18 protein-coding genes are annotated in these 17,217 nt (G+C 58.7%); 16 read left to right on the top strand and 2 right to left on the bottom strand.

Annotated features, from left to right (window positions below):
- Positions 1-61: 61 nt before the first annotated feature.
- Entirely contained in the window at positions 62-1,012 is a 951-nt protein-coding gene (locus tag ACIQUB_RS21775; protein ID WP_402932675.1) for an ABC transporter permease, read from the top strand.
- Positions 1,009-1,788: an ATP-binding cassette domain-containing protein gene (locus tag ACIQUB_RS21770; RefSeq protein WP_402932055.1), complete on the top strand. Its 780-nt coding sequence runs from the start codon at positions 1,009-1,011 to the stop codon at positions 1,786-1,788. The genes ACIQUB_RS21775 and ACIQUB_RS21770 overlap by 4 nt, the downstream gene beginning before the upstream one ends.
- A 369-nt stretch (positions 1,789-2,157) precedes the next feature.
- Here ACIQUB_RS21770 and ACIQUB_RS21765 read toward each other — a convergent pair whose 3' ends face one another.
- Both ACIQUB_RS21765 and ACIQUB_RS21760 read right to left on the bottom strand, forming a co-directional pair.
- A complete protein-coding gene (locus tag ACIQUB_RS21765; protein WP_402932672.1) occupies positions 2,158-3,393 on the bottom strand; it encodes a Zn-dependent hydrolase in 1,236 nt (411 codons plus the stop codon).
- A gap of 143 nt (positions 3,394-3,536) precedes the next feature.
- Positions 3,537-4,025 (bottom strand): Lrp/AsnC family transcriptional regulator, encoded by a 489-nt coding sequence (locus ACIQUB_RS21760; protein WP_402932053.1) that lies wholly within the window; start codon positions 4,023-4,025, stop codon positions 3,537-3,539.
- 112 nt (positions 4,026-4,137) lie between these two features.
- Between ACIQUB_RS21760 and ACIQUB_RS21755 the strand changes: the two genes are divergently transcribed.
- The 14 genes from ACIQUB_RS21755 (at position 4,138) to ACIQUB_RS21690 (ending at position 17,202) form a co-directional block, all read left to right on the top strand.
- The gene (locus ACIQUB_RS21755) at positions 4,138-5,358 is read left to right on the top strand and encodes a diaminopropionate ammonia-lyase (protein ID WP_402932052.1); all 1,221 of its coding nucleotides are present in this window, start codon (positions 4,138-4,140) and stop codon (positions 5,356-5,358) included.
- On the top strand, positions 5,355-6,518 hold the full coding sequence (locus ACIQUB_RS21750; protein WP_402932050.1) for a M20 aminoacylase family protein: 1,164 nt from the start codon (positions 5,355-5,357) through the stop codon (positions 6,516-6,518). Before ACIQUB_RS21755 ends, ACIQUB_RS21750 begins: the two co-directional genes overlap by 4 nt.
- Before the next feature lie 100 nt (positions 6,519-6,618).
- Positions 6,619-7,719: a branched-chain amino acid ABC transporter substrate-binding protein gene (locus ACIQUB_RS21745; protein ID WP_402932049.1), complete on the top strand. Its 1,101-nt coding sequence runs from the start codon at positions 6,619-6,621 to the stop codon at positions 7,717-7,719.
- Between the two features lie 142 nt (positions 7,720-7,861).
- Positions 7,862-8,764, top strand: coding sequence for a branched-chain amino acid ABC transporter permease (locus tag ACIQUB_RS21740; RefSeq protein ID WP_402932047.1), 903 nt, complete (start codon positions 7,862-7,864; stop codon positions 8,762-8,764).
- 5 nt (positions 8,765-8,769) lie between these two features.
- Positions 8,770-10,161: a high-affinity branched-chain amino acid ABC transporter permease LivM gene (gene livM / locus ACIQUB_RS21735; RefSeq protein WP_402932045.1), complete on the top strand. Its 1,392-nt coding sequence runs from the start codon at positions 8,770-8,772 to the stop codon at positions 10,159-10,161.
- Positions 10,161-11,021: an ABC transporter ATP-binding protein gene (locus ACIQUB_RS21730; RefSeq protein WP_402932043.1), complete on the top strand. Its 861-nt coding sequence runs from the start codon at positions 10,161-10,163 to the stop codon at positions 11,019-11,021. The genes livM and ACIQUB_RS21730 overlap by 1 nt, the downstream gene beginning before the upstream one ends.
- On the top strand, positions 11,021-11,749 hold the full coding sequence (locus tag ACIQUB_RS21725) for an ABC transporter ATP-binding protein (RefSeq protein WP_402932041.1): 729 nt from the start codon (positions 11,021-11,023) through the stop codon (positions 11,747-11,749). The genes ACIQUB_RS21730 and ACIQUB_RS21725 overlap by 1 nt, the downstream gene beginning before the upstream one ends.
- 22 nt (positions 11,750-11,771) lie before the next feature.
- The gene (locus ACIQUB_RS21720) at positions 11,772-12,125 is read left to right on the top strand and encodes a DUF6867 family protein (protein WP_402932039.1); all 354 of its coding nucleotides are present in this window, start codon (positions 11,772-11,774) and stop codon (positions 12,123-12,125) included.
- Positions 12,126-12,186: 61 nt separating this feature from the next.
- The gene (locus tag ACIQUB_RS21715) at positions 12,187-12,942 is read left to right on the top strand and encodes a sulfite exporter TauE/SafE family protein (protein WP_402932037.1); all 756 of its coding nucleotides are present in this window, start codon (positions 12,187-12,189) and stop codon (positions 12,940-12,942) included.
- A 361-nt stretch (positions 12,943-13,303) separates the two neighbouring features.
- On the top strand, positions 13,304-13,720 hold the full coding sequence (locus ACIQUB_RS21710) for an acetyl-CoA carboxylase biotin carboxyl carrier protein (RefSeq protein WP_402932036.1): 417 nt from the start codon (positions 13,304-13,306) through the stop codon (positions 13,718-13,720).
- Positions 13,717-15,105 (top strand): acetyl/propionyl/methylcrotonyl-CoA carboxylase subunit alpha, encoded by a 1,389-nt coding sequence (locus tag ACIQUB_RS21705; protein WP_402932034.1) that lies wholly within the window; start codon positions 13,717-13,719, stop codon positions 15,103-15,105. Before ACIQUB_RS21710 ends, ACIQUB_RS21705 begins: the two co-directional genes overlap by 4 nt.
- Positions 15,102-15,512, top strand: a complete 411-nt coding sequence (locus ACIQUB_RS21700) for an acetyl-CoA carboxylase (protein ID WP_402932032.1) — start codon at positions 15,102-15,104, stop codon at positions 15,510-15,512. Before ACIQUB_RS21705 ends, ACIQUB_RS21700 begins: the two co-directional genes overlap by 4 nt.
- The gene (gene pxpB / locus ACIQUB_RS21695) at positions 15,509-16,216 is read left to right on the top strand and encodes a 5-oxoprolinase subunit PxpB (protein ID WP_402932030.1); all 708 of its coding nucleotides are present in this window, start codon (positions 15,509-15,511) and stop codon (positions 16,214-16,216) included. The genes ACIQUB_RS21700 and pxpB overlap by 4 nt, the downstream gene beginning before the upstream one ends.
- A complete protein-coding gene (locus tag ACIQUB_RS21690; protein ID WP_402932028.1) occupies positions 16,213-17,202 on the top strand; it encodes a biotin-dependent carboxyltransferase family protein in 990 nt (329 codons plus the stop codon). The genes pxpB and ACIQUB_RS21690 overlap by 4 nt, the downstream gene beginning before the upstream one ends.
- The last annotated feature ends 15 nt before the right edge of the window (positions 17,203-17,217 follow it).

Below are 17,217 nucleotides of genomic sequence, written 5' to 3'. Positions count from 1 at the left end.
CCCTGGGGGCGAAGCATTGCTGAACAAGGGGCGCGATCCGCGCCCCGCTACCGGCGCATTAATGGCGCGGTTAACGCAACAGTCCGAGTTTAGCGCGATCGTTATGCTGGCAGCAATTTTCATTGCGTTTCAGCTCTACACGGGCCTTTTCGTTTCCTACAACAACAGCAAGCTACTTCTGACGATCATTCCAGAGCTTGGTATCGTCTGTCTTGGCGTGACCGTTCTGATGATCGCCGGCGAATTCGATCTTTCGGTTGGGTCCGTATTCGCTCTCGTGCCGATGTCCCTGCATATCATGACATCCTACTACGGTGTCGAGCCATGGACCGCGATGGTGCTTGCGTTGGCGCTCGGCGCATTTATCGGGTATGCGAACGGAGCGATAACAATTTCCCTCGGAATCCCATCGTTCATTACCACCTTGGGTATGCTGTTCGTCGTCAGATCGATGTCGATCGTTGTCGTTGGCGGCCTCCCTGGAGCTTTGTTGCCAATTCCTGCAACGGAACTGCTTACCCACAATTTTGGCCTCTTCCGGGCGTCGCTTATCTGGTACGTCGGCATCGCCGCTATTCTTGCCGTATGGCTTCACCGAAGCGACTTTGGAAACTGGATCTTCGCAACCGGCGGGCAGGCTCAGGCGGCGAAAGATCTCGGGATCGACACCCGTCGTGTAAAAATTGCCTGCTTCATGCTTTGTTCGACACTAGCTGGTTTCGCCGGCATCATTCAGATGTTGCGAACCAAAGCTCCCTTGCCCTCAATGGGAACTGGGCTTGAGCTTGAAGTGATCGCAGGCGCTGTGATCGGCGGCGCCGCGCTGACAGGAGGAGCAGGTTCAATTCTAGGCGCAATTATAGGTGCCGTATTGATCCGGTCGATCGACAACGGCTTGGTTATGTCTCGCGTTAACGCTGAATGGTTCCGGACCGCACTTGGAGTGCTCATTGTTGTGTCGGTGGTCTTGAATGTTCGTGTCGCCGGTTGGTTCAAGGGAGGTCGCTCATGAACGTCGGAGCCTCAATAGCATCACCTTCGGTCACCATGGACTTGCCCATCATCCGAGCGCGCGGAGTGACAAAATGGTACGGCGCAGTGAATGCGCTCAAGCCGACAGATTTCGAAGTTAATCGAAACGAGATCGTCGGATTGATTGGCGATAACGGGGCCGGTAAGAGCACGCTCATCAAGGTAATTTCTGGTGCACATCCACCGACAGAGGGGGAGATTGAGGTCGATGGCGAGCCCGTTGTCTTCAGGTCGACCCGTGATGCCATGCGCCGTGGTATCGAGACGATCTATCAGTACAATGCGATGATCCCGCAGATGAGCATCTCCCGAAATATCTTCATCGGCCGAGAGCCGATCAAGTACCGTATCGGGCCGCTCCGCATCATGGACCTGGAACATATGAACAGGGAAGCGATGCGCTCTGTCGAAAGCCTCGACCTCAATCTCAGATCAGCTGAAACGCCGGTCGTTGATCTATCGGGAGGTCAACGGCAGTCGGTGGTGATTGCGCGCGCGATGCACTTCAAGTCGAAGGTCGTGATACTCGACGAACCAACTAACCACCTGTCCGTCAAGGAAACAAACAAGGTTTTGGATCAGACGCTACACCTCAAGGATCAAGGCATCTCCGCCGTATTCATCTCTCACAACATGCATCATGTGCACCAGATGGCTGATCGAATTGTTGCGATGGCGAGGGGGCAGAAGATTGCAGACGTTCGGAAGGAGGATATCAGTGCTGACGACCTCTACAAGCTTCTGACAGATAGTTAGTGGACCCTCAATACGTGTGCTTCTCCTCCAACGGGACTCACCCGAGCAGCACATGTGAACGGCGCCCCAGCACTCCCTGGGGTGCCGCCCTCTAGTTGTTCCTTGTGACCGTTTGTCTCGTCAGGGCGAAACCACGACAACTACGGGCCACTGTCAATTGGCCGGATCAGCAACGCCGCGACTTCTACCCTTCCCGTCGAGAAGGAATCGCTGATGGATTTCACTCCGACCCGAAACCTCCGCACCTTATTCGGAACCTTGCAAATGCGAAGCCCCGGTCTTGTGGGGCAATACCGCGCCACCTTCCTGAGGCCTTTCCGGACCGCGTCGGTCGTTCAGCGGACTCGCAGGAAGCATCCGCCGGGCACGTCAATCCTTGGTCATCTCTCTCACAACATCTAGCAGGATGTTTGCGCCGGCGATCAAATCCTGATCGGTGGTAAATTCCTTGGGATTGTGACTAATGCCGTCTCTGCTCGGAACAAAGATCATAGCTGAAGGGGCAAGGCGCGCCATCATCTGGGCGTCGTGCCCCGAACCGGACGTCATGCGCCTATGAGCCAGTCCTCTAGCTGCCGCCGCGGTCTCGATCGCCTTGACGATGCCTTCATCGAAGTTGACAGGTTCGAAGCGCGCCATCCGCTCGACCCTAATGGCGACCCGTTCCTCCTGGGACAGCCTTTCCAGGAAAGCAGTCAACTCGGCTTCTTCCTGCTTGAGCCTATCCTCATTGGGATCTCGCAGATCAACGGTGAACGTCGCGCGGGATGGGATGACATTGATCGCGTTCGGCTCGAACTCGATGCATCCGACTGTGGCAACGGTTGGCGTGTTGGACGCCTTCGCGCGGTCACGGAGGAAGGTGATGACCCGCGCAGCAGCATAGCCGGCGTCTCGGCGCATCGAAATCGGGGTCGTTCCAGCGTGGTTTGCATCTCCGTCGATCGTAACCTTCTGCCAGGAAATCCCCTGCAAGTTTTCAACGGCTCCTAAAGGAAAGCCTTCTCGTTCAAGAACAGGGCCTTGTTCAATGTGAAGCTCGATGTAAGCGTGTGGCCTCAGGAAGCCTGGTTCGTTCTTACCCGCGTAGCCAATACGGGCGAGTTCCTGTCCGAGCACTGAGCCGTCGGTACCAATGCTTGCCAGTGCTTCTTCGGTGCTGAGGCCGCCAGCGTAGACAAGCGATCCCATCATGTCGGGAGCGTAGCGCACGCCTTCTTCGTTTGTGAACGCGGCGACGACGATCGGACGCACCGGAGTGAAACCAGCTTCCTTCAGGGTCGCGATCACCTCCAAGCCGGAGATCACGCCATAGCATCCGTCATAGATGCCCGCATTGATGACGGTGTCGATGTGGGATCCGAGCATGAGCGGCGCGCTTTCGGAAACCGCCTCCGGCCGCCAGATGCCAAAGATGTTGCCGATCCGGTCGATCTCGACTTCGAGACCAGCTTCTCGGATCCATGCAACGAACTGGTCCCGTCCAAGCTTTTCGCTGTCGGAAGCAGCCAGGCGCACAAGCCTGCCATCATCATCGCGCCCAACCTCACCCAAAGTGCGAAGACGGCCAAGGAGTCTCTCGGTGACTATGGAAAGGTTGGTCATTGTCGCGCGTGCTCCCTGCCGCAAAATCACTGAACTTGCGGAAGGATAATCAGAAACAGCATCAATTTGGGCTGATTTATCGATGTTGATTTGCAAGTTTGTATCGTTCGGGGCTCCTGAACGAGCCGGACTTGCGCTGGGTGTCAACCTAATGGAATCGATAGTCCAACCTTGACCCGATCCATGGCAACGAACGTCCGGAAGTGTTTCACATTGTTGTTCTCGAAGAAGAGCCGGCGAGTAAGGGCCTCGTAGTCGCCCATGGATTTGACTGAGATCACGAGCATGAAGTCCGCCTCTCCAGTCACATAGTAGCATTGCTGGACCTCCGGCGCGGCGATGAACGAGCGTTTCGCCACCTCGTAAAGATCAGTCCGCTCACTTTCCATCGCTACCTGAGCAAACAGGATGATTGGCGATCCGACCTTTGCCGGATCAATGATGGCGACGTTGGCCAGAACAACACCAGTTTCCTCCAACCGCTTGATCCGGCGCTGCACCGCAGGTGCCGATAGATTGACCAATTCGGCGATCTTGCGCTGTGACATTTTGTTGTCCTGCTGCAGCAATTTCAAAATCGCTCTGTCTGTCCGATCTAGGGCAATTTCATCGGTATTGGAATTTTCGCTCATTTAGACACCTGTTTTGTAGTCAAAACCTTATCCGAAAGCGCAAGATTAAGCGCAAATTCGAACTCGTTTGCAATATACATTCATTAATAATTTCTAGCGGGTGGACTACGAAATGCTCTTACTTAACGAAACTGCAGACTATGGAAAGAAGTTGGATGTGTCCGACGCTGAGACGCTGAGTCTCGCGGCGGCCGAGGAAGTCGAGCGCTTTCTCAACCACCGGGAGGGCCATAGGGCGACGCCTCTCGTTTCCTTGTCACATCTCGCACAGAAGCTGGGCGTTGCATCGATCCACATCAAGGACGAGGGGCACCGCCTTGGGCTGGGAAGCTTCAAGGCGCTGGGCGGGTCGTATGCCGTCATTCGGCTCGTCCTCGAGGAGGCATCCCGCGAGTTCGGCAGGGAAGTTGATATCACGGAGCTGCACTCTTCCGAGGTCAAGGCCGTCGCGCGCAAGCTCACTGTGTCATGCGCCACAGACGGAAACCACGGCCGTTCCGTCGCGCAGGGGGCGCAGCTGGTTGGCGCGAACTGCGCTATCTTCGTGCATTCCGGTGTGAGCGCCGAGCGCATTGCGGCTATCGCGCGGTTTGGAGCCGAGATCATTCGTGTCGAAGGCAACTATGATGACTCGGTTGCCGAAGCATCGCGTGTTGCCGCCGAGCGAGGATGGCAGACCGTTTCCGATACCTCATGGCCGGGCTACGAGCGGATCCCGGGATTTGTAATGCAGGGCTATACGGCACTCCTGCGCGAGGCTGTCCGCCAGATTCCCGAGCGTCCAACGCATGTATTCGTACAGTCCGGTGTCGGCGGCATTGCCGCGGCCGTTGCAGGCTACTTTACGCTTCTCTATGGCGATGACCGTCCCTTCTTCACCGTCGTCGATCCGTCCCGCGCGGCCTGCCTCGTGGAAAGTGCCCGTGCAGGCAAGCCTGTGAAGATCGAGCACGGCGAGCCCACCGTCATGGCGATGCTCGAATGCTATGAGCCGTCCTTGGTCGCCTGGCGCATTCTGTCTCGTAGCGCGGATGCGTTCATGACGGTCGAAGAACAGGAAGCGGTCGACGCAATGCGCCGTCTTGCAAACCCCGAAGCGGGCGATCCGGCGGTCGTTTCCGGCGAAAGCGGCGGCGTCGGCCTTGCCGCCTTGGTCAGAGTTTCCAGTGACGATGACGCACGCCGGAAGCTCAGGATTGGCAAGGACAGTCGAATACTTCTCATCAACACCGAGGGTGCGACGGATCCTGCGCTTTACGAGGAACTTGTCGGGATATCTCCAGAGGACGTTGCCGCGCGGTCGAGTGTTGAGATGGTTGGAGCAAGCAAATGACTGATCTTCAGAGCCTTCAGGAAGAAATGACCGGATGGAGGCGCGACCTCCATCAGCACCCCGAGTTCGGCTTCGAGGAGAAGCGAACCTCCGCTTTCGTGGCGGCGAAACTCCGCGAGTTTGGTCTTGAAGTGGCGGAAGGTCTCGGTGGGACGGGTGTCGTTGGCACACTGAAGCGCGGCACAAGCAATCGTGCGATCGCCTTGCGAGCGGACATGGATGCGCTCCGCATCACCGAGCAGAGCGATCTGGCATACAAGTCGACGAACCCCGGCGTGATGCATGCCTGCGGTCACGATGGACACACGACCATGCTGCTCGGAGCTGCCAAGCATCTTGCGTCCGAGGGCGGATTCGACGGCACGGTCCGCTTTATCTTCCAGCCAGCCGAGGAATGGGGCAGGGGCGCGCTCTCGATGCTCGAGGACGGTCTGATTGAGCGTTTCCCCTTCGAGGAGATCTACGGGATTCACAATATGCCGGGCGCTCCGGTCGGGGTCCTGATGACGAAGGCGGGCGCCATGATGTCAGCCGAGGACAATTTCGAGATCATCCTGACTGGCGTCGGTGGGCACGCAGCACGTCCGCATTGGGGCAACGAGGTTCTGATCGCGGCCTGCGCCGTCGTGACAAACCTGCAGACGATCGTCTCGCGCAGAGTAAGCCCGACCGACGTCGCCGTGGTTTCTGTGACCGAACTCCTGACGGATGGAACTCGCAACGCCCTTCCGGGGCTGGCACGTATCCTTGGTGACGCGCGTAGCTTCAAGCCCGAGGTAAGCCAGAGTATCGAGAAACAGATGCGGATCATCGCCGAGGCGACTGCCGCTGCATACAACGTCTCGGCTGAGGTCAAGTATACGCGAGAGTTCGTTCCGTTGATCAACGACGCCGAACTCGCAGACGAGGTCTTCGAGGCCGCACGAACCTTTCTGCCGCACGAAGACGTCCAGACGATAACCGAACCGTTCACGGGATCGGAAGATTTCGCACACTATCTCAGCCGGGTTCCCGGGTGCTTCCTAAACCTCGGCAATGGCGAGGAATCCGCACCTCTCCACAACCCCAGTTACAACTTCAATGACGCTGGGCTGACTTATGGCGTCAAAACGCATGCCGCAATTGTGCGGCGTCGTCTGCCGGAGTCCGTTTCCACCTGAGGCGATGCTCCCTGGCTGCGGAAAGCGTCAGCAGCCAGGGAGCAGAGCAGCTTGCTCAACTCCAACTCACTGTCGAAACATTCAAAAAAGGGGAATGACGATGAAAAAATTTCTACTGGCAGCAACGATGCTTGCGGCAATCAGCTCTCCAGCCTTCGCCGACATAACGATCGGCTGGGGTGGCCCTATCACGGGCGGAAGCGCCGCCGTTGGCGAACAGAACCTCAATGGCGTCAAGCAGGCCATCGAAGACATCAATGCGGCAGGCGGCATCCAGGGCGAGAAGCTCGTGCTGCAGGTTGAAGATGATGCTGGGGATCCGAAGCAGGCTGTCTCCGTTGCCAACCGTCTTGCAGCTGCCGGCGCGCAGTTCGTGATCGGCCATCAGAACTCGGGCGCCTCGATCCCGGCTTCGGATGTCTACGCCGAGAATGGCATGCTTCAGGTTACGCCCGCTTCAACGAATCCGAAGTTCACGGAACGCGGCCTTTGGAACACTTTCCGCACGTGCGGCCGCGATGACCAGCAGGGCACCGTCGCCGGGAACTACCTGACGAAGAATTTCGGCGGGAAGAACGTGTTCCTTGTCCATGACAAGACCCCGTACGGACAGGGTCTGGTCGAAGAAGTCAAGAAGACGATCAACGCTGGCGGCATGACCGAAGTCGGCTTCGAAGGTATCTCCGTCGGAGATAAAGACTATTCGGCGCTCATTTCCAAGATCAAGGAAACCAAGGCCGACGTGATCTACTTCGGCGGTGTTTACACCGAAGGCGGCCTCATTCTTCGTCAGTTGCGCGACCAGGGCAGCAAGATCGCGATGATCGGCGGTGACGCGATGTTCTCGACTGAGTTCTCGGCGATTACTGGTCCGGCGGGTGAGGGGACGATGATCACGTTTGGCCCGGACGCGCGGAAGAACCCTGCTGCTGCCGATGTGGTGAAGAAGTTCGCCGAGAAGAAGATCGATCCGGAAGGCTTCACCCTCTACGGCTACGCTGCCGTTCAAATCATCAAGGCTGGCATCGACGCCGCTGGAAAGGCTGACCCGCAGGCAGTTGCGGACAAGCTCCACAGCGGCATCAAGATCGACACGGTAATCGGCCCACTTTCCTACAACGAAAAGGGCGACATCACCCGCCTCGACTTCGTTCTCTATCAGCTCAAGAACGGCAAGTTTGAAGAGCAAGCCTCCAACTAACTTCTAAAATATCACTACACCGGCCCGGCGCGCTGATTGGAGATCTCGCGCCGGGCTCGGTCAGCAGCAACGTCGAGCGATAGGCTTCTTGGGTATTGCCCAAGGGGAGGGACACTGCACGCTTTTTCCTTGGGAGGAAATCTTGGAATATTTCATTCAACAGCTCTTTAATGGGCTGACCCTAGGCTCGATCTACGGCCTTGTAGCCATTGGATACACGATGGTCTACGGCATCATCGGCATGATCAACTTCGCCCACGGCGACATCTTTATGCTCGGTGGCTTCGCTGCCATGATCGTCTTCCTCGTGCTGACGTCCATCTTTGCTGGACTGCCCGTCGCAGTGCTTCTGCTGGTCATGCTGATCGTCGCCATGCTGACTACCAGCCTCTGGAACTGGACCATCGAGCGGGTTGCCTATCGTCCTCTCCGCGGCTCCTTCCGCCTTGCGCCGCTCATCACCGCGATCGGCATGTCGATCGTCGTGCCGAATTTCATCCAGGTCACGCAAGGTCCCCGCAACAAGCCAATCCCACAGCTCATCGGCGAGACCTATCAGATCGCCGGTATCACCGTTTCGCTGAAGCAAATCCTGATCCTGATCCTGACTTCCGCGCTCCTTGCTGCCTTTTGGTACATCGTCAACAAGACCTCGCTGGGACGCGCGCAGCGCGCCACCGAGCAGGACCGGAAGATGGCCGCCCTGCTGGGGATCGACGTTGATCGCACCATCTCTGTCACCTTCATCATGGGCGCGGCACTCGCGGCCGTCGGTGGCACGATGTTCCTTGTCTACTACGGTGTCGCATCCTTCACCGATGGGTTCGTTCCGGGCGTCAAAGCATTCACTGCAGCCGTTCTCGGTGGCATCGGCTCGCTGCCGGGTGCAGTCTTCGGTGGTCTGCTGATCGGCCTCATCGAGTCGCTCTCGTCCGCATATTTCACCATCGCCTACAAGGACGTCGCGACCTTCGCGATCCTGGCTTTCGTCCTGATCTTCAAGCCGACCGGTATTCTCGGACGGCCGGAAGTCGAGAAGGTATAAACGTCATGGCTACTATCGTTTCCTCCGCAGAGAAGTTCGAAAACGGGCTTGTTCTGAAGGCTATCCGCGAAGCGTTCTTCACTGGCTTGATCTCGCTCGGTCTGTTCGTCCTCTACGTCGGCCTCGGCACTCAGCAGAACATCAACAACGAACTGATCATCAATCAGCGATGGGGGCTGCTTGCGATATTCGTGGCGATTGCCGTTGTTGGCCGTTTCGTCATGGTTGCCTTCGTCCAGCCGAACATCGACCGCCGCAAGCTTGCCAAGGCAAAGCATGGGGACCTCGACATCTCGACGAAAAAGGGCTTCTTCCACGCCCATTTTCTCAAAATTGCTCTGGTGGCGCTGCTGCTCTACCCGATGGTGATCTATGCGCTGGTCGGCGCACAGGGCTCGCTGAAGTGGGTCGACAACTTCGGTATCCAGATCCTCATCTATGTGATGCTGGCCTGGGGTCTGAACATCGTCGTCGGTCTCGCTGGTCCTCTCGACCTCGGCTATGTCGCTTTCTATGCTGTCGGCGCCTATTCCTACGCGCTGCTGTCGAGCTATTTCGGCCTGTCCTTCTGGCTGCTGCTTCCGCTCTCAGGGATTTTTGCGGGTCTTTGGGGAATGGTCCTCGGCTTTCCCGTACTCAGGCTTCGTGGCGACTACCTCGCCATCGTGACGCTCGCCTTCGGCGAAATCATCCGGCTCGTCCTCATCAACTGGACCGACGTGACCATGGGCACGTTCGGCGTATCCAGTATCCCTAAGGCGACGCTGTTCGGCATCCCGTTCGATGCCAGCCCGCATGGCTTTGCGAAGCTGTTTGGACTTCCGATTTCGTCGGCCTATTACAAGATCTTCCTGTTCTATCTGATCCTGGCGCTCTGCCTGCTGACGGCTTACGTCACAATCCGGCTTCGCCGCATGCCGATCGGCCGCGCCTGGGAAGCACTTCGCGAAGACGAGATCGCCTGCCGTTCGCTCGGCATCAACACCGTGACAACCAAGCTCACCGCGTTCGCAACTGGCGCGATGTTCGGAGGCTTTGCCGGATCCTTCTTTGCCGCCCGCCAGGGCTTCGTCTCCCCTGAATCCTTTGTGTTCATGGAATCGGCCGTCATTCTCGCCATCGTCGTCCTTGGCGGCATGGGTTCGCTGACGGGAATCGCGATTGCAGCGGTCGTCATGGTCGGCGGCACGGAAGTGCTGCGTGAGATGACGTTCCTGAAGGCCGTGTTCGGCCCCGACTTCACGCCGGAACTCTACCGCATGCTGCTATTCGGCCTGGCCATGGTCGTAGTCATGCTGTTCAAGCCGCGCGGTTTCGTCGGCTCGCGTGAACCGACCGCCTTCCTCAAGGAGCGCAAGGCGGTATCCGGAAGCTTCACCAAGGAGGGCCACGGCTGATGAGCCCTGTAGAGACAATGTCCAACGATAACCTGCTCAAGGTCGAGCACCTGTCGATGAAGTTCGGCGGCCTGATGGCCATCAACGACCTGTCCTTCGAAGCCAGGCGCGGCGAGATCACCGCGCTGATCGGCCCGAACGGTGCCGGCAAGACGACGGTGTTCAACTGCATCACCGGCTTCTACAAGCCGACGATGGGCATGATCACCATGAACCAGAAGGACGGAAAGCAGTATCTTCTCGAGCGTCTTCCCGACTTCCGGATCACCAAGGAAGCCAAGGTTGCCCGTACCTTCCAGAACATCCGCCTGTTCTCCGGCCTGACGGTTCTCGAGAACCTGCTCGTCGCGCAGCACAACAAGCTGATGAAGGCCTCTGGCTACACGTTCCTCGGCCTGCTCGGCATCGGCGGCTACAGGAAGGAGGCGGCTGCTTCCATAGAGCTGGCACGCCATTGGCTCGAAAAAGCCGATCTGATCGATCGCGCCGACGATCCGGCGGGCGATCTTTCCTATGGCGCCCAGCGCCGTTTGGAAATTGCCCGCGCCATGTGCACCGGTGCGGAACTCCTGTGTCTCGATGAGCCTGCTGCGGGTTTGAATCCGAGAGAGTCTCTGGCTCTCAATGGCTTGTTGCAGGGAATTCGCCGAGATAGCGGAACGTCCATCCTGCTGATCGAGCATGACATGTCAGTGGTCATGGAGATTTCCGACCACGTCGTCGTTCTCGAATACGGTCAGAAGATTTCCGATGGCACGCCGGATCACGTGAAGAACGACCCAAGGGTCATTGCGGCCTATCTCGGTGTTGAGGACGAAGAAGTCGACGAGGTCATCGCGACCGTGGAAGGAGCTAACTGATGACCGGAACACAGCTTCTCAGGGTTCAGGGAGTGGAAACCTTCTACGGGAACATCCGTGCCTTGGCTGGCGTAGATGTGCAAGTCAAGAAGGGCGAGATCGTGAGCCTGATCGGCGCCAACGGCGCTGGCAAGTCGACGCTGATGATGACGATCTGCGGCAGCCCTCAGGCGCGCGCTGGATCGATTATCTTTGACGGTCAGGACATCACCAAACTTCCGACGCATGAGATCGCCCGTCTCCGTATTGCCCAGTCGCCTGAAGGTCGTCGGATCTTTCAGCGCATGACGGTCACCGAAAATCTCCAGATGGGCGCGAACCTCGACAACCTCAAATTCTTCAAGGAAGACGTCGAGAAGGTGTTTGCGATGTTTCCCCGCTTGAAGGAGCGTCAGCATCAGCGTGCCGGGACGATGTCCGGTGGCGAACTGCAGATGCTTTCAATTGCCAGAGCTCTCATGGCGCGTCCGAAGGTGTTGCTTCTCGACGAGCCATCGCTCGGCCTCGCGCCGCTGATCGTCAAGGGCATCTTCGAGGCCATCAAGAAGCTCAACGAAACAGAAGGTCTGACGGTCTTCCTCGTCGAGCAGAACGCATTCGCTGCCCTCAAGCTTTCGCATCGCGCCTACGTGATGGTGAACGGCAAGGTCACGATGAGCGGTTCCGGCAAGGAGCTGCTTGCCAATCCCGAAGTCCGTGCCGCCTATCTTGAAGGCGGCCGTCACTAGGTCACATGACAAGGATACGGACATGCAAGGTTTATTTATCGAACAGGACGCTGGCGTCCATCTCGTCATACGTGGCTTTGTGGCTCTGCTCGGCTTCTGGACAGCCTGGCGTTCAGGAAAGTCCGCTGCAGACAGCTGGAGCGGTTTCCCGCAGGTCGTCGGCTACACTTTTCTGATCGCGTGGGTGATGCAGTTCCTGCACCACGCGCTGTTCAACGGACCGATGCTTAGCACCTACTACTATGCCGTCGATTTTGTGCTGCTCCTCGCTTTCGCAACGGCAGGCTTTCGCATTCGTCGCACCAACCAGATGGTTGGAAGCTACTATTGGCTGTACGAAAAGAGCTCGATCTTCTCGTGGCGGGCAAAGCACTGAGGCGGAAAACTGGGGCGACATCCACATCGTCGCCCCAACCCTTTCGAGAAAGATCTGCAGTATGTTCGACCAAATTCTTCTGGCCGCCACAGCCTTTGGGGCAGGGGTCCTCAATTCCATCGAAGGCGGAGGCACGTTCCTGACCTTCCCCGCGTTGGTTTACACTGGGGTTCCTGTCGTCGCTGCCAATGCAACCAGCGCCGTCGCCGTGTTTCCCGGCTATCTTGGTGCCGTGGGAGGGTTTCGGAAAGAGATCACTCAGTTCGACCGCAGCCGGCTCACCAGGATTACCATCCTGACCGCGGTTGGCGGCCTGATCGGTTCCCTGCTGCTACTCGTTTCGTCGAACAGAGCATTCTCCGTAGTGGTGCCATTTCTCTTGGCTGCTGCGACACTGGCTTTCGCTTTCGGAAACCAGGTCCGGCGCTGGATGGCGGGACACAGCGAAGGTCACTCTAGCAACACCCTGGGAGCGTTCTTCGTAGCCATCTACGGTGGGTACTTCAACGGCGGCTTGGGGATTGTGCTCCTTGCATTGTTCTCGCTGTGGGGCATGCGTGACATCAACTTGATGAACGGGTTGGAGAACCTCGCCTCATTCGTGATTTCCGCGATCTCTGTTGCAACATTCGCGCTTGCTGGGATCGTCGCTTGGAAACCAGCAATCATCATGATGATCGCCGCTGCAATCGGTGGCTATGCTGGCGCTCCGCTTGCTAGGATTCTCCCCGTTACCGTCGTTAGGGCAATTGTGATCTTCGTCGGAGCGGTACTAAGCGCTGTGTTTTTCTACAGAGCTTTCATCGCGGCGAGCTAATGGTCCCGGCACTCGCCGATCGGCACGTTGCCGCATTGTCTAGCTGGGCTAAACTTATCGCCGTCAGATTCAAGCCACTGAAATTGCTAAAGTGCGCTAAGAAGCAATGCGCTGTGGGTTCGATTCCCATCACATCAACTGATCTTATTTCGTAGCGTGTGGTCTGCAGTTCAAAGAAACACGTCGCCTTGAGTAGCCGCCGCGCCGCAGCATCGCTTGGCCGTCGCAGGACAGGTGTGATCGTATCTGGCGGTCATCAAAACTTCGTCTGACCCCATCGCCTAAAGCATCATGCTAGGGAATAGAGGACCGATTTCGGGTTCCGCCGCGATCGCCTTCTTACCAACCTGCCGAGATGCCGATGGATCTTGAGAAAATACAGACGTTGATTGATTTCGTGGGACGGTCCAACGTCACGGAACTGTCGGTCACCGAAAAGGACACGACGGTTCGCATTTTCCGCACGCGCAACCGGGAGAGCGCTCAGCCGGATCCCGTGCATGCATCGACACCGGCGCCTGTGACCTCCGCGGTAGCGAGCTCCAACACCGTCACCGCGCCGATCTTCGGCATCCTGCATCGCAGCCCCGCTCCGGGCGAGCCGCCATTCGTCAAGGTCGGCGATGTCGTCGAGACGGGCCAGACCCTCTTCATCATCGAAGCCATGAAGGTGTTCAACAGGGTAACGGCGTCGCGCCCCGGGCGCATCGTTGCGCTCACCGAGGTGGATGGGGCTGAGGTCGACTTGGGAGAGATGCTCGCGGAGATTGATGGATGAGTGCTCCTGTCGCCACCGATATGCCCAACCCGCGCTTCGACACCGTCCTGATCGCCAATCGCGGCGAGATCGCGGTCAGAATTCAAAGAGCCTGCCATGAACTCGGTCTCAGGACCGTGATGATTTGCTCCGAGGCGGACAAGTCCGCGGAATATGGGCATGCGGCCGAACACTTCCTGTGTATCGGACCGCCTTCGGCGGCCAAGAGTTATCTCAATCAGGACGCCATACTCCTCGCCGCAAAGCTCACGGGTGCCGGCGCCATCCACCCCGGGTATGGCTTCCTCTCAGAAAAGGCATCGTTTGCGGACGCCATAGCGCGAGCCGGTCTGGTTTTCATCGGGCCGCCGGCGTCTGCCATTGCGACGATGGGCGACAAGATCGCCGCCAAGCGTGCGATGATCGCGGCTGGCGTTCCGTGCGTACCCGGACCTGACGAGGCGCTGCCTGACAGCCGCGATGTGGTCGAGCGTACCGCCCGGGAGATCGGCTATCCCGTGATCATAAAGGCAGCCGGCGGCGGCGGCGGGCGCGGGATGCGCGTCGTATCCGGGCGAGAGCATCTTCACGAAGCGGTTGCACTCACTCGTGCGGAAGCCCGCCAGGCCTTCGGTTCGGCGGAACTTTACATGGAGAAGTTCCTGCAGCATCCGCGTCATATCGAAATACAGGTCGTCTGCGACAGCCATGGCAACGCCGTGTGGCTTGGCCACCGGGATTGCTCGATGCAACGCCGGCATCAAAAGGTGGTCGAGGAAGCGCCCGCTCCGGGGATCGCCGCTGATGTGATCGACCCTGTGGGGCAGGCTTGCGTCGAAGCATGCAGGCAGATCGGCTATTGTGGCGTTGGAACCTTCGAGTTCCTCTATGAGGACGGTCGGTTCTATTTCATCGAGATGAATACCCGCCTGCAGGTGGAGCATCCGGTTACCGAGACGACGAGCGGCGTCGATATCGTTAAGGCGCAAATTTCTGTCGCGCAAGGCCGCCTCTTGGAGTTTGACCAGACTGAAGTCGAATGCAAAGGGCACTCGATCGAGTGCCGCATCAACGCCGAGGATCCGAACAGTTTCCTGCCATCGGCCGGGACCATCGAGACGCTGAGCCTGCCCGAGGGTTCCGGTGTCCGCGTCGACACGCATATCCATGCGGGCTACCGGGTTTCGCCCTATTACGATTCGCTAATCGCCAAGCTTATCGTCCATGCCGATAGCCGGCCTGCGGCGATCGCCACGATGCGTGAGGCGCTGGCAGCGATGCGGATCGATGGTATCTCGACGAACCTGCCGTTCCTGCGAGCGCTGTTCGAAGACGAAGCGTTTGGCCACGGCGAGACTGACATCCACTATCTCGAGCACTGGCTCAAGCAGAGGAGGCCTACATGAGTGCGTTTTCTCTGACGGATCCGGCGGTGATAGCCGCGCTTTGCGAGACGCTGACAAGAGCCGGTGTGGATGGTCTGGAGATCACCGGGCCTGACGGCCACGTCAGGATCGTGGTTTCGCCTCTTCGGAGCGCGGAGGTCTCTCGGTCTCCGACAGCACCGGCAAATTCTGTGGGCACCGCAGTCGTCAAGGCGCCGATCGCCGGTCACTTCCGTCCGGCAGCGACCGATATCGATGGCGATGTGCATGAGGTCGCCGGAGGCGAGAACCTCGGTTTCATCGCCATCGGTCCCATCCTTGTTCCGCTGGTTGCCCCCCAGGCCGGTCTGCTCAGGCGCCAGCTTGCCGAGCCCGAGACCCTGGTGGGTTTCGGAACGCCTCTGTTCGAACTTCAGAAAACGCCATGACAATCCAGCCAAGCACTCATGCGTCACGCCGTGACGATGTTTCCACTACCCGCGCGGGGGCCCGCATCTCGTTCATTGGCGCCAGATCGTTCCTGCTCGAAGCACCCGGCGCCTTCGACCTGCCGTCGCAACGGTTGATCTGGGCGGTCACCGGTCTGGTCGCAGCCTGGGATGAGGTCGCAGAGGTCATTCCGGGCATGACCAACCTTCTCACCATCCTGAAGGAAACGCCGGAAGATCCCCGCTTGTTAGTCGAACGTCTCGAAAGGGCATGGCTGGAGGCGCGCAGCGTCGATCTCAAGGGCAAGGTCATCGAGATCCCGGTGGTCTATGGTGGCGAATACGCCACCGATCTTGCGGCGCTCTGCGATCATTCCGGGTTGAACGACCGTGAGGTCGTCAGGCGCCATCATGAGGTGGCATACCGGGTTTTCGCGCTCGGAAGCGCGCCTGGCTTTGGTTATCTGCACGGTCTCAACCCCAGCATCTACATGCCGCGCAAGACGGTGCCGTCGCTCAGGATGGAAAGGGGCTGCGTGACGATCGGCGGCATGCAGACGGGCGTCGCGATGCTGACCGGCCCGAATGGCTGGAACTCCATCGGTCATGCCGATCTGCAGATGTTCGATCCGACATCATCCACTCCGGCGCTGATGGCCCCCGGCGATGTCGTGCGCTTTCTTCCGGAAAGGATCGAGTTGTGATCGAGATTGTTCAAAGCGGTCCGCTGAATACGGTCCAGGACCTGGGTCGGCCCGGCTATCGCGCGATCGGCGTTTCCGCCAGCGGCGCCATGGATCCGCTTTCCGTCAGAATAGGAAACGCCCTGCTTGGCAACGAGCAAGGCGCTGCCGCGATCGAGCTGCAGACTTATCCGTTCATCGTGCGCTTTTCGGTTGCCACTGATTTGGTGGTCACGGGTGCAGATGGCGTCCGGCTCCTGAACGACCGTGCCTTGATGGCGTGGTGCATCCATCGGGCTGTGGCCGGCGATGTCCTGGAAATTCGCCAACCTCGACAGGGAAGTCGTGTTTACATCACCGTTGCCAACGGCGTCGACGTGCCTGTTGTCATGGGGTCGCGTAGCACAACGCTGCGCGGCGGTTTCGGTGGCCACTTCGGGCGTCCGCTCGCCGCCGGGGATAGGCTGTCGGTCGTGCCCGCCGCCAATGAGGTGGCGCGGCGTTCGATCGCGGTCGTGGAGCCGGCCGCAGGTCTGAGCGCCGTCTTCCCGGCAATAGCAAACGACATCCTGCCGGTACGCGCAATCCCGGCTGGCGAGCACGACCTTTTCGGTTCGGATGGGGATCGCTTCTGGCGCCAGCACTGGCGGATTTCCTCGCAAAGCGACCGGACAGGCTACCGGCTATCCGGTGAACCGATCAGGCTCGATGTGCCAATGGAAATGCGCTCGCATGGTGTCGTTCCCGGTGTCGTGCAGGTGCCGCCCGCCGGTGAGCCGATCATCCAGATGAGCGACGCCAACACGGCCGGTGGATACCCCAAGATCGCCGGCGTGATCGAAGGCGATCTGTGGCGCCTCGGCCAGGCTCGGATCGGAACGAAAATCCAGTTCGTGCGCTCGACGCACGCGGAAGCACGAGCAGTGGAGCAGGCCGTCGATCGCTATGTCGAGGACGTGAGCCGCACCGCGGAGATGGTCAGGCGGACGCTCGGCGTGATCGCCTGATTGCGTCTTCAGAAG

This window comes from Rhizobium sp. NPDC090275 (genome assembly GCF_044772225.1).
Classification (GTDB): Bacteria; Pseudomonadota; Alphaproteobacteria; order Rhizobiales; family Rhizobiaceae; genus Rhizobium.
This window is presented reverse-complemented; position numbering and strand designations above follow the sequence as displayed.